The sequence below is a fragment of the Capnocytophaga genosp. AHN8471 genome (assembly GCF_016806945.1).
GTDB lineage: Bacteria > Bacteroidota > Bacteroidia > Flavobacteriales > Flavobacteriaceae > Capnocytophaga > Capnocytophaga periodontitidis.
This window is the reverse complement of sequence record NZ_JAESPJ010000035.1, coordinates 1-13591: the sequence shown is the minus strand read 5'-3', so window position 1 is coordinate 13591 and position 13591 is coordinate 1. Positions and strand designations below refer to the sequence as shown.

Below are 13591 nucleotides of genomic sequence, written 5' to 3'. Positions count from 1 at the left end.
AACTTTAGATGATTTTATAACTAATTTAAAAGATGATATCATATACACTCAAATATTCAAGTGAAATTATAAATCTCTATTTTTTTAAGGAGCAAGTCGTATACTTTTCACGAAAAGGAGAAATAAGTTATATTAATTTCTCTCATAATTTGCCTATTGTGGATTTTAAATTTATCAATGAAGGCAATAACTATGGTTTTTTTATAGAAGATTCTTTTTGCACACAATCTGAAACAAGTATAAAGTTTTATAACATTACAGATAGAAGTGTTTTTGAGGTAAAAGGAAAATTCTTTATTTTCGCAAAAGACAATAAGTCTATTTATTTCTTGGATAGTCCTAATCATAGTTTTAAAAGGCTATACAGTAAAGATAAAAAAATTGAAGCTCTTTTTTCTTTTCAAGAAGAAGATTTTCTACTTTATCCTAAATTTCTCGTACCCTCTTTAGGAATTGGATATTCTAAAGGTAACTTTATAAAGTTTTTCAACCTATATAAAGGAGACTTTCTTTGGCAATACGATTTAGAAACTTATTTCCACCAACCTGCCCAAATAATGGAAGGCAGAGTTTTAGTTTCAGACAATAAAATTATCTTTTTCGCTCATACTGAAGATTGGAGCAATTACGCCACTTTTGTTTTAGATGCTCAAACGGGACAAGTGCTAAATAATCCAAAAGAAACTATTTTTGGAGGCAAAATGTACTTGTTTGATGGTTTTTTATGGCAAAAAAAAGACAAAGGTTTTGCAAAAATGAATCCTGAAACTTTTGAAATCACACACTATGATTTAACAAAAGACCTGCCTACTGAAATAATAGACAACAGAACAATGGCTTACCACAACGGAATTATTGCTGTAAGTGCCAAACCTGAGAGGGATAGTATTCGTAGTTTGGTTTTACTTTTTGATACCAATACAGGAAAAATTATTTGGCGTAAGGAAATCCTACACAACGAGAGCAAACCCTCAAACAATGAAAATAGGCGCCAAATAGAAGAAATACAAATGAATGATAAATATTTAGCTGTGTCAACAACGGGATTCTCTCTTTATATCTTTGAAAAACAAGATATTGAATCAAAGTAAAAATTGCGTAACAGAAAAAGTTATAAAAGAACAATTCATTGAACGTGACTTATTCAATGCTACTGATATTTCTCAAATTAAATGGAGAATTTACGGTCAAAATTTCACCAAACAAGATTTTGAGAAATTCTTAAGACAGAATAAAGATATTTTAGAAAAAATGCAAAAAACTATTCCACCACAGCTACCTACTATTAATAATACAAAACCTAAAAATGTAGACGATTTTATAAAAGAGATAACTAACAAAAAAATATTTGATGATGTTTTTATTAAATAATGTATATGGATATAACATTTTCCAAGATTTGATAGTAATATCAAAGGATTGTTCAAAAGGTAGTCTTTTTGAATTATATGATAGTTGTTCGCTAAAATTGAAAAAAACTTTTGAAATGGACACTATATATGGAGGTTATAGATTAAACAACTCATTTGTATCTTTCAAAAGGTTAGGTAATATTGAGATTCTAAATTTAAGTAATTTTGATAGAGAAACTATTTTTGGAAAGTTTTTATTTATTGATTCAAAAGAAGATAATTTGTTTTTCTGCAATTTAGAAAATAACAGTTGTGTTATGCTTTCTGCTACTAAAGAAATACAAACTCTATTTGAATTTCAAGAAGAAGATTTCTTATTTTACCCTAACTTTCTGATACCTTCTTTAGGAATTGGATATTCTAAAGGTAACTTTATAAAGTTTTTCAACCTATATAAAGGAGACTTTCTTTGGCAATACGATTTAGAAACTTATTTCCACCAACCTGCCCAAATAATGGAAGGCAGAGTTTTAGTATCAAACAATAAAATCATCTTTTTCGCTCATACTGAAGATTGGAGCAATTATGCCACTTTTATTTTAGATGCTCAAACGGGACAAGTGCTTTTTACTACTCAGGAAATGGGTATGAAATTAGTAGAGCATAATAGCCTTGTTTACCAAATACAGCGAAAAGCAATTAAAATATTAGACCCTAAAAATTTGAAAATTGAAACAATAGATGTTTCTGCTTATTGCGATGAGCAATCTATATTTTTAGACGATCACACTGTTTTCTTTTACAAAGATAAACTCTATACATTAGCAAGAGAGCAAGGAAGTGATGTGTATAACATTTGGGTCGTTTTCAACCTTAAAACCCAACTGTTTGAACATCGTGAAGATATGTTTATCAATCCTAAGAAGAAGAAAGATGAGAAAAACAAAATGTTTATCAATGATATTCAAGCAAATGATAATTTAGTAGCTATCAGATGTTCCGACAATCTTTATATCTTTGAAAAAGAACTAGAGGAGTAAAAATAGATAGATAAATTATTTAGCAAAGACAATCCTTGTAAAAAAAATGAGTTTATAGGTTCAATAGCAGGTCCTATTATAGTATTGTGTTTTGGCGATGTCGCTGCAAGTGAAAGTATTATAGCTAAAATAGGAAGCACTTCCTTAAAAGCCCTGCAATTCTGCAACCGCATAGGCGACCCTTTGCGTTATATAGGAATAAGCATTCGTTATGTAAAAAATGCTTCAGGCAAACTACTGATAGTCTTTAGAAATGCAACAGGCAAAGTAGCTGAACGATTAGAAAGCGGCTTGTACAGAGTACGTGTATTAGTAAACAATACCGAAAGACTTGAGGACGTATCTGAAAACGTAGCCGAAGAACTATTCAATGGTAGAACAGCGCCTATAGGTGGCGATACAAATGCAAGATTAGCGTACACCGCTGAAGATACCGCTGAAAAAACAGCTAAAATTGATATTGGTAAATGGTTAAAAAGTTTAAGAACTAAAATTAATCCTAGAAAAGATTTACCAGATGGAAAGTTTGAAAAGTATGTTACGGGAGATGATATACAATACGAAATAGTTGGGGGAAATGAAAAGATATGGGCTGATGGTATAAAAATAAAAGAAAATAAAGTTATTGATGCAAAGCATAACCCTGGAAATTTTTATACTAAGGAAAGTTATGACAAAAAAACTTTCTTATATAGAGATTTAGAAAATGAATTTAAACGATATGCCGCAGTCATTAATGATCCTTCAACTCCTGTTGATGAATTACTAATATATATAAGTAAAGAGAACAATGATAGTGTAAAACTATTTGAATACTTAGGGAAAAAGTTCAATGTAAAAACAAAAGTTATATTAGAAAAATGGAACGAATAATTAAAACAAAAAAACTAATAATAAATAGCACTGAATTCTATATATGGAGTGAAGAACAATTAATAAAAGCAGATGAATTATATGTTTTTTGTTCCGAATTGAATAAAAAAAGTAAATTTAATTTTTATATTGAACAAAAAGAAGATTATATTCTTCTATGTTCACCAGATAAAAAGTCATTGAATATTAAACTCTATAATGAGGGTTATGTTTTTTTTGTAGAAGGTGAAAAAAAGAATTGTATGCGTTTTCTATATTATTTTGATAAATGTTTTGATCAAAATAGGTTCTTCTATGTAAGTCCTTCTCAAATGTTAGATGAGAATAATAAGTTCTTATATCCTAGAAATGCTGATTTAATCGGAATAGCGTTCTTTTTGGATATTATTTTTAATAATACAGATTATTCTGATTATATAAGATCTGACAATTTCTAATAATTCCATATTATTTAAAATATTAAGCAACACTCTCTTTAGAAACCCTGAAGTACAAAAGCGCGTAATAATCCCATACTCAAAAAATTGAGCTTTACAGATGAAATTTTAGCCAGTTTAAGAGCTTCAGGTAAAGGTGAGTTTTCGTATGAAAAAATATTAGATAAGCTATTAAGTATAGCTAAGAAAATAGAAGACAATCCTAACACCACCTTAGAAGATTTTTACGAAAAAGTAATATATAAGTTAAACAAGAACAGCAAAGCAACCAACTCACAAAGGATAGGTGCAGAAGGTGTTCTTAAGGCTGTTGATGATGAGTTCGACAACTTGCTAATTTGTACAATTTTATAAAACAATGATGAAACTCCAAGATATAATAAATAGAGTCTCTAACTTCTCTATTTATGATAGAGAAAGAATATATGTCACAGAAGATTTTGATCTATTCTTAAACAACAAAAAAGTTGCTTTTGGAATAGATTTAGACAATTATGATTTATATAAAAACAATACCATCATTTGTATTAAAAATGATAATACAATAGTAGGAGATTTAGTAATATCTAATAAACAGTATTTAAAAAGTTCTATCAATTACAATTCAAATACGTTGATTTTATCAGGAGATTTTGTATTAGAGTATCCAAAATATTCTTCTGTCTATTACTTATTCAATTTATTAGATAATAGTTATAAGGAAGTTATTAGATATGAGTCTCTTAAATTTATATTGAATGTTAATGATACTCTTTTTTTATCAAACACAGAATTTATAACTTGTTTTAATTACTTTTGTAAAGAACCTCTTTGGCAATTCCCTTTACATTCAATCCCTAATAATCCTCATAACGACAATTACAACAAAGAGGCAGATTGGGAAGTGAAAAAGTTGATAGGCGTGTTAGAAGGAAAACTTTGGATAGCTCTCAATCATCATACTATCATAGCGTTAGATATTGAAACAGGGGCTTTAGTACATCAAATACATACAATAGCTAATTTCCATTGTAGTTGGTTACCCTCGGCTATTCCTCTACCTGAAGCAAGTCAAATAGATGAAACGACTCATAAACTTATCGGTTTTATGTGGGAATTCTATTGGGAAATAAACCCTACTAATGGAGCGATTCAACTCTATGATTTAACCAATGAGCTTTCAGTCAAAAAGATACGTAGTGATATAGCTAATTTTGTGCTAACAGATAGCAAAATCTATTTTGCAAGTCATTTTGATAGTAAAATAGGAGCGTTGGATAGAGTTACCCAAAAACTCACTTGGGAGTATGACTTTCAAAAAGAAGAAGATGCAGAACCGAGAATTATGGAGCTTCAAGGTAATGAAAACCTATTAGGAGCATTAAGCTCTCAAAGAACTCTATATATTTTTGAAAGAGAAGAAAATACCTAAACTATTGCCTTTTTTTGCAAAACCACTATCTTTGTACCCAAAATCATTACACAAACAATATACTAAAAATAAGTTCTTTAACATATTGAACAAGTACAAGCTACTATCAAGCAAGGTAAAAAGTGCCAAATCGCAGGAGGTTCAACTTGGTACACCTCTCGCCTAAAGAAGTAAATGTAGCTTTAGTACCTACTCAAAGCGGACAAAACCTTCAAGAGGCAATCGCTCAAGTACAGCAGATTTATGAAAAAGTAGGGGTAACACTACACATCACCACTGAAAAACCTTTTGATATTAGCGACCAACTCAAAAACGGCACTTTACCCACAGAAAACGAGTTTGGTGACCTTTCTACCTATAGCCCTGAATAAAATGCAGTCATCGCTAAATTTACAACCAGCAGAAAGCCAAAAGAGAACACTTATTACATCTTTTTGGTAAACGACGGCACAGGCAATCACGGCTATATGCGATTAGGTGGGCAATACGGCTTTGTATACAGCGCCAATGCACGCACCATAGCCCACGAACTCGGGCACGGTATCTTCAAACTCGAGCACCCTTTCAAAGGTAAAAATGCCGACAAAGGCAAAACTACCGCCCTAATGGATTACAATGAGGGGCAAGACTTCTTCTACCGCGATTGGAAGCAAATCAACGACCCTAAAGTAAAACTGTATGCCTTCCAAAAACAAAGCGAGGGAGAGTATAAAGCTTGGAAATTTCTTATAGGCACTACTGTTGAGCAAATACCAGGATATGAAAATAAAGAGAAAAGTTTCATTTCTCCAACATCAAGTGTAATTACCCTACCTGCAAAAGCACGTGATTTTTCCTTCGTAAAAGGAACTCTTGTCGGTTTTACAATAGGTGATGAAAGATGGATTGCTTTGCTTTCTAAAAATGACTCTATTTTTAAAGGATATTACAAAGATGCCAAACAAGATAAAAATGAAAATTTTGAAATTGTTGGAAAAAACTATTTTACCTACAAGCAAAATAAAAATTTAATTCAAGAGATTTTCTATGTTTCCCCTTCTCAGTGCAACGAAGTTAATATTTATAAGGGAAAAATCTCTAAAGAAGCTTTCTTTTCAGAAAATGGAGGAGTTGGCAGTGCCTATTTTTCAAATATAGTTTTTGATAATATTAAAGGACTAAGCAATTGGGAGCTTCTCTCTACAGCAAGTGATCCTTTAAATTGTTTAAAGAAAACCCAAAGAGAATTCTATAAATTTATAATAGAGCATTATAGAGAACATAATGTACAAATATCTGAAACTGATAAAGAAACATTACGCAATATCCTCTCAAAGTTTGCCGATGTACGTATAAGCGGTTTAGATGCTCCTCCTGCTTATGCTATCCAAGTGAAATACGACGAGATGCTCAAAACGGGTATCAAGGAGCTCATATACGATTTACAAACAAACATTGAAAAAGAAATAGGTAAAAACGAAGAATTACTCAAAAATACCTCACTCCTGATTGTTTTAGATGATTTCAAACGCATACACGATAAGTATTTATTCTATGAGCACTTAATAGAAATTATCGATAAAGATTGCGTTTTTGGTGAAAAATTTAGAGAACTAAGAGATAAAGATGGTAAAATGAAACCATTTTTAGAAGTAGCCAAATTAATCACTGATGGTACTTATGAAATTCTTTCTTTAAATGAACTTTTTGAGAGCACTACTTGTACACTTAAAATGCTCAGAATCCCTCCTAATGTTTGGAACTCTGATAGAATTGATTACAAAACAGCCGATTTCTTTAAAGAGTTTTTAGAAAAATTAGGATTTGACACTAATAACGTAATACTTTCATCATTACTCAACGCTCAATTTGAGTTAGGAGCCCCTTGTTCTTGCGGAATGTGGAACTCTACCGTTGATTTAGTTGCGGGAATAAGCGATTTTGGTGCCGGTATTAGTCAAAACCCAACCGATTTAGTCAAAGGAATAAACAATTTCATAAGCGCTTTAGGTCAAAGTGATACTTGGGAAGCAATGGGCGATGCCCTCAAAAAACATCACGGTGTGTATAACACCTCTGTAAAGACCCCTCAAGCCGTTTATGGCGCTTGCTACGACGCTATTTTTGTAGCTTCATTCTTTGTAGGAGCAGGTGAGATAAAAGCTCTTTCAGAGGCAAGCTCTTTCGCAGATGTAATGCGCGTAGTGGGTAAAGTAGGTAGTAATGGTAAAGCTTTTGTGGTGAGTTTGTCTAAAATCCCTAATGTTGCAACCCAAAAAGCTGCCCTCTTTTTAGCCGACCATTGTACTGAAGTATTGCGATTTTTACCTAAAGAAGGAAAAATATACATTTACAGCAAACTAATAGATGCTGAATTAGCCCGATTTACAGCTCAAGGAATTGAGTTACTCCCTCAAGCAGGCAAAATAGAGCAAGTACTTTTTGAAACTACCGAAGAAATTACCGATGTTAATGGAAAAACAGGAAAACTCATCGTAGGAAAAGACGCACAAGGTAGAATTGTTTTAGAAATAGCCGGAGAAACTATAGATATAAAAACATTACTTACTAATAAGGAGTACAAAAAGATATTTGATGATTTTGTAAATGGAAAAGTTGCTAGAAAATTTACTAAGGAGCTTTCGTTAGAGGAAGAAGCTGTATTAAAATTCTATACAAATAAATCATATTATAAATTTAATCAGGCTTTAATTTCTGGAAATAAAACTAATGATGTGATAGAAATAGAGAAATTATTAAACAAGACTCTTGACAAAATTCCTTCTTCTTCAGGTACATTTTATCGAGGTATTGGTAAAGAAGAAATACAAATGTTAAGTAAATATAAGATTGGCGATGAAATTACTTATAAAAACTTTTTATCAACATCATCAGAAAGAGATATTGCAATAGAGTTTCTTACAAAAAATCATTTAAAGACACAAGAAGCTTCATTAATTATTGTAAAGGGCAAAAAAGGAAAATTAATAAAAGAGTATTCTGATGCTCCTCTTGAATCTGAAATACTTTTCAAAAATGGTAGTAAATTCAAATTAGAAAAAGTAGAAGAATCCAAATTGTTAAATCTTTTTCAACATCAATGGGAATATGATCCTGCTATATATGGAAAAGAATATACAATAATAGAAATTGATTAAATATGAAAATAAGTGATTTAGAAACAATAATACATACATATAGTACACAATATATAAATACAGAAGAATTAATGTATTTACAAATAGTTGAAAAATTAAAAAAATGGAATCTTATGAATGATTTAGAAAAGCAAGAAAACAGAAAAGAATATATAAAAATGAAAGATGTACATTTTTATTATGAAAAAAATTTAGAGTATGAAAAGGCTTTAGTTTCATTAGTAGATTCTATTTTAAATTTAAAGGGAGAAAAACAGAGATTCTATAGGGAAAATGTATTTTTTTTCAGAATAATAAACTTACTATATTGTGAAAAAGAATTAGCATTATATCCAATCAATATAAAAAACGTTAAAGGTCATGTTCCCTTTGAAATTTTTGAACCTTTAATAGAGAAAGTAAAAGATACTCAAGAGTACAAACAATATAAATTAGACAATTTATTTGAGAGATATAAAAGAATGTATGATTTATTTTTAGAAAAGCCTTATGGTTGATAGTTGTAACTTTGATGTTAATAAAGAAATTCGTATCTTCATAGATACTAAAAACTATTCTACAGCTCGTAATATGTTCAAAAACTTAGGGCAATATAAAGCATATTTGAGAGAGATTAATAACTTTGACCAGCTGTATATTATCCAACAAGGAGGTAGAAATATTACAAAAGAACTAGTAGTAAGAAGATTACAAAGTGCTATTAAGAAAGAAATAAATGATGTTTTTGAAATAATCTGGAAAAATGAAAATATAAGAAAAACATTATTTAACGTCAGTTCGATATAACAGAATATTGATTTACAGCTTTATATCATAATATATTCACAAAATAATTCACCGTCAGGTGAAAATTCGTGAGATAATAAAAAATAAAGACTTTTATACACTCCCAAATTCGTGAAAATTCGTGTAATTCGTGGGAGATTAAAAATATTTTACTGATTGTTAAATAATTACTTACGTCGAACTCACGTTATTTAACGTCAGTTTGATATAACAAAACAGTGATCTACAATTATATTTACATCATAATCCGTGTAAATCCAGTAGTGTCAGCTACCTATCCGTGCAATAATAGAGATTTATTCGTGTTAAATCTGTGTGATTCGTGTTCACATACCCAGCTGTAAGCCCTCGCTGGCTTTGTGCGAGACCTAAAAAACAGCAAAGCTATTTATTTGATTAGCAAATAATTAACCATATTTCCATCACTTAAAATAGAAAATACCTCCCTAAAAACCTTACAATTCTGTAACCTCATAACCAACCTTTTGCACTATACAATATGTAAAAAACAACCTTTTGTGAAAAAATCTCTCTCATCCCTTGCATATCTCAAAAAAACACACTACTTTTGTCGCATTAATAATTTAAAAACCTTTGTACAATGAAAAAAATCTTTACTTTGGCTTTTATAGCCTTAACATTATTAGCCACCGCCTGTGGAAAAAGCAATAATGACACCCCTAATCCCCAAGATGATGCTAAAAAAGCATTAATTGGAACGTGGTATCTTGTATCAAGTAATGCTGCAGGAGAAGATATAAAACTTACTGAATGTAGTAAAAAAAGCCACATTATTATTACTGAAGACCAATTTATAAATGTTGGTTTTCATTTCAAAAAAAGTACCGGAGATTGTATAAAACAACCAGATTTAAAGTTTACGTATTCAATTTCTAACAATACACTTCTATTGACATCTATTGAAAAGAAAAAAATTGTGGTTATTTTTTCTATTTCTGGAAATAACTTAATTCTCAAAATTCTTAAAAAGAAAGATGATGGGCAAGATGAAATTATACAGAAAGATGTGTATATAAAAAGAAATTCTTAAAACCACAAAAGATGATGATGATTTACAAATGTATTTTTCAAAGAAAAAGTTACTAATACCTTAAGAAAACTATTAAAGGAATTTTGTGTTTTTAATAATATTAATTAGAAAAATATTTAATAAGAATTTTGTCTTCTTTTTTTCTTAAGTTTAAACACAATGAAGAATCTATATTATATTTTTTTAGCTTTTTACTTGCTTCAATTATCTTACAGTCAAGATAATATGTATACTATACAAGGGAAAGTGAGTTTTGGAGCCTATTCTGAAGATAGATGGAATGGTCGTATATGTGACCACTTTTGTAACCTGAAAATTATTGAAGGGGGCAGATCGAAAGATATTATAACAGAAGAAGATGAGTTTACAGATCGTCACATAATAGAAAATGTAAAATCGAGAGACTTTTATTTACTCTTAAATGCTTCAGCTGAACGAGAAAATGGGTTTGGTGGCTGTTGGGAGGGAGCAACTACAGATTTAGAAAATAGGCGAATTGATATTAAAGAAATAGCAAGATACAACACTGTTCCTATTTTATATGGAAAGGCTGTAAAAATTAAAGTCGATATCACTTGGCGAGCAGATCCAATACATACCCTTACTTCTAAAATTAATAATAAATCCAATTCATTTCTCCCTATTGATGTCAAAGTTCCTCTTATAGCTAAGGAAGGTTTTGATAGTGATTTATATCGTTATGAATATGCTACACAAGGAAATAATTGGCAACCCCTTCCCGCAAAATTCCAAAAAAAACAAAGAATAGATGTATCTGCCGAAGATGTTTTAGGAAGTAAAGCAAGAGCAGAAGAGATGATAGGCAAACATATATATTTCAGAGTAGTATCTTATGACAAAGATACAGGTTTAGTATGCTCTCATTCTAATAATGTAGATCTTACCATTACACAAGCAGCCCCTTTGATTACAATAAAAAATATCCAATCTCCTTTATGTAATATCAAAGAAGCTAAAACTACTGCTACTGTTACTATCCAGCTCAGCAGAAAATTATTAGGAAGTTTAGAACAATATAAGAAAAATAGAGGAGCTTATTTAGGGGAAGTATTTAATACTTTTTCTTTCATAAAAGAAGGTGGAAATGAAACAGAAGGTGCTATAGAAATTAATGGTCTGCCCAAAGATTTAACAGAATATTTCTTACAGCACGACCGCATAGATAATGTCGTACTTACTACTGCTACTGTAACTACCAATTATCAGATAGATATAAAGGGTTTTTTCTATTATCTAGATAGTAATCGGCAAAGAAAAGATATTCCCTTATATACAGATGATGCAAAACACAAAGGTATTTTTACCATAACTGTTCCTAAACCTCTTACAGCCTCTGCTTTTCCAACAGACAATAAGTGTTTTGGAGATACCAAAGGGAAAATAGAAGTCCGAGTCTTGGGCGGTACCCCTCCTTATAAATACATCAAAAATGGTGAACCTCCTGTAGCTATTACAGGGAACTTTTTTACCATTGAGAATTTAGCTTCAGGTGTATATACTTTTACCATTACCGACAAAAACAATTGTCCAATGGCAAGCGATAATCCTCTTGTGGTAAACGTATGGGGACCTAAAATGCCCATTACTATAATGAATGAAAATACCGATCTTGTTACTAATGTAACAGGTTTTGGACGTGCCGATGGGAAAATAGAACCTATAGTAATGGGGGGAACTCTTTATAATTATAATAAAAATCAATATATCGCAACATTGTATTCTTCTAAAGGTGAAATTTCTTATTCCAAGAGAGACTTGCTTTCGGCAGATAATGATATTCCTAAATATAGGTATGTTTATGAAAATCTTGAGGCTGGCACTTATACTTTCACAGTACGTGATTATTATGATTGTGCTATTATGAAAGAAATTACAATTACAGAACCTCCCCTACTTACCGCCTCTATTACTGCTACTACTATCGGCTGTAATCAAAATAACAACGACCCTAATAACCATTATGAACTTTATAACAATGGAGTGCTAAGGGCAACTGTAGAAGGAGGAGTGCCTCCGTATAAATACCGGTGGAAAAAAATAGGTAGTCAAACTTCTCTTTTAGGAAATGGTACCGCCGTTATTAGACGGTTAGGCAAAGGAACTTACCAATTAGTTGTAACCGATGAAAATGACAATGAAGCGACAGCTTTTTATACCCTTACAGAGCCGCCTCGCCTTATGCTAAGTGTCACTAAATCAGAAATGACCTGTAGCGCTCCTAATGGGGGACAAGCAGCAGCTATAGCCTCTGGAGGTACACCTCCTTATACCTATCTTTGGAATACAGGTCATTCAGGAGCTCATATCACAGGTCTATCAGCTGGAAAGTATTTCGTAACTGTAAGTGATAGTCGCGGTTGTTCTGTGCAAGAAAAGGTAGTACTTTCTTATCCTGAGGAAGTAGAGGTAAACAATGCTATCATCACTCCCGTAACCTGCTATGAGGGCAATGATGGTAAGATAGCGCTTACACTCTCAGGAGGTAAAGGAAATATAAGTGTTTCGTGGTATGATGCTCAGGGGAATCTTCTTTCACAACGTATTACCAATGGTGGTAAAACTATCAATGGGTTAAAAGCAGGTAAATACAAAGCAGTATTCCGTGACCAAAGCGATTGTCCTGCGTTAGAACAGTTTTACGAAGTATTGCAACCTGAAAAAACAGTTATCAATATCCCTTCACAAATCACAATATGCCAAGGCGATAGTCGTTCGTTTGATTTAAGCACAGCTTTCCCTTCAGCTACTTTCCGTTGGACAGATAGTACTGGTACCCTCCTTAGTACTGAACCTACTTTTGCAGTATCAGCAAAAGGTATCTATAAAGTAGAAATTACTGACCAAAAAGGTTGCAGAGAGGCGACTACTTTTGAGGTGTTGCAAAGTGATAAAGTATTAGAGGTAGACTTTTTAGCAGCAACCAATGCTTACTATAACTATACAGTAAAACTGATAAACTTATCTCATAGCATTACTACCCAATGGGTGTTACCTCAAGAAGTTACGCTTATCAAAGAAGAAAACGGAGGAGCAGAAGTGCGTTTCCCTAAAGAAGGTACTTATACCATAGGCTTGAAAGGCTTTTTAGACGGATGTGAGAAGACTATATACAAAACACTTTGGGTCGAAAAAGATCGATTGGGCATCGGTAAAGAAAACAGTTTTAAAGAAGTAGTTATAGATGATTTCAAAATTGTAGATAACCCTAACAATGGTACTTTCCGCATAGAAGTGAAACTCAAAAAACCTGCCGCTATAAAAATTTACGGAATGGACATCTTGGGTCAAATGGTAATCCCTCCTATTGAACAACCTGAAAGTACAACTTTCAATATTTCTGTTTCAAATAGTAGATTATCAGGTCAATACTTGATAATCTTAGAAGCAGGAGGTGATATTATGGTTCAAAAAATGATTGTAAATCATTAGTCATTCGTAACTCGTCATTAAAATGCCCCTCCTCCGTCGTTATATACTCCTCCT

13 protein-coding genes are annotated in these 13591 nt (G+C 31.7%); all 13 read left to right on the top strand.

From position 1 onward, the window contains the following. Positions 1-158: 158 nt before the first annotated feature. The 13 genes from JMN12_RS14145 to JMN12_RS14090 all read left to right on the top strand — a co-directional run bounded on the left by JMN12_RS14145 (position 159) and on the right by JMN12_RS14090 (position 13537). Positions 159-1091, top strand: coding sequence for a PQQ-like beta-propeller repeat protein (locus JMN12_RS14145; protein WP_203081344.1), 933 nt, complete (start codon positions 159-161; stop codon positions 1089-1091). After that, positions 1078-1371 carry a hypothetical protein gene (locus tag JMN12_RS14140; protein WP_203139902.1) on the top strand — a complete coding sequence of 98 codons (294 nt, stop codon included), beginning with the start codon at positions 1078-1080 and terminating at the stop codon, positions 1369-1371. The genes JMN12_RS14145 and JMN12_RS14140 overlap by 14 nt, the downstream gene beginning before the upstream one ends. 115 nt (positions 1372-1486) lie before the next feature. Next, positions 1487-2392 carry a hypothetical protein gene (locus JMN12_RS14135; RefSeq protein WP_203139900.1) on the top strand — a complete coding sequence of 302 codons (906 nt, stop codon included), beginning with the start codon at positions 1487-1489 and terminating at the stop codon, positions 2390-2392. 84 nt (positions 2393-2476) lie between these two features. Continuing rightward, a complete protein-coding gene (locus JMN12_RS14130) occupies positions 2477-3265 on the top strand; it encodes a hypothetical protein (RefSeq protein WP_203139898.1) in 789 nt (262 codons plus the stop codon). Continuing rightward, positions 3253-3702 (top strand): hypothetical protein, encoded by a 450-nt coding sequence (locus JMN12_RS14125; protein WP_203139896.1) that lies wholly within the window; start codon positions 3253-3255, stop codon positions 3700-3702. The genes JMN12_RS14130 and JMN12_RS14125 overlap by 13 nt, the downstream gene beginning before the upstream one ends. 87 nt (positions 3703-3789) lie before the next feature. Further along, entirely contained in the window at positions 3790-4056 is a 267-nt protein-coding gene (locus tag JMN12_RS14120; RefSeq protein ID WP_203139894.1) for a hypothetical protein, read from the top strand. A gap of 4 nt (positions 4057-4060) precedes the next feature. Further along, the gene (locus tag JMN12_RS15410) at positions 4061-5113 is read left to right on the top strand and encodes a hypothetical protein (RefSeq protein WP_238423935.1); all 1053 of its coding nucleotides are present in this window, start codon (positions 4061-4063) and stop codon (positions 5111-5113) included. A 122-nt stretch (positions 5114-5235) separates the two neighbouring features. Further along, a complete protein-coding gene (locus tag JMN12_RS15405) occupies positions 5236-5484 on the top strand; it encodes a hypothetical protein (RefSeq protein WP_238423934.1) in 249 nt (82 codons plus the stop codon). 63 nt (positions 5485-5547) lie between these two features. Beyond that, positions 5548-8250 carry an ADP-ribosyltransferase gene (locus JMN12_RS15400; RefSeq protein WP_238423933.1) on the top strand — a complete coding sequence of 901 codons (2703 nt, stop codon included), beginning with the start codon at positions 5548-5550 and terminating at the stop codon, positions 8248-8250. 2 nt (positions 8251-8252) lie between these two features. Next, complete coding sequence (locus tag JMN12_RS14105; protein WP_203139893.1) at positions 8253-8747, top strand: hypothetical protein; 495 nt, start codon at positions 8253-8255, stop codon at positions 8745-8747. Further along, a complete protein-coding gene (locus tag JMN12_RS15395) occupies positions 8740-9036 on the top strand; it encodes a hypothetical protein (RefSeq protein ID WP_238423932.1) in 297 nt (98 codons plus the stop codon). The genes JMN12_RS14105 and JMN12_RS15395 overlap by 8 nt, the downstream gene beginning before the upstream one ends. A 601-nt stretch (positions 9037-9637) precedes the next feature. Next, entirely contained in the window at positions 9638-10087 is a 450-nt protein-coding gene (locus tag JMN12_RS14095; protein ID WP_088593496.1) for a lipocalin family protein, read from the top strand. Between the two features lie 159 nt (positions 10088-10246). Continuing rightward, positions 10247-13537, top strand: coding sequence for a T9SS type A sorting domain-containing protein (locus JMN12_RS14090; protein ID WP_203139891.1), 3291 nt, complete (start codon positions 10247-10249; stop codon positions 13535-13537). The last annotated feature ends 54 nt before the right edge of the window (positions 13538-13591 follow it).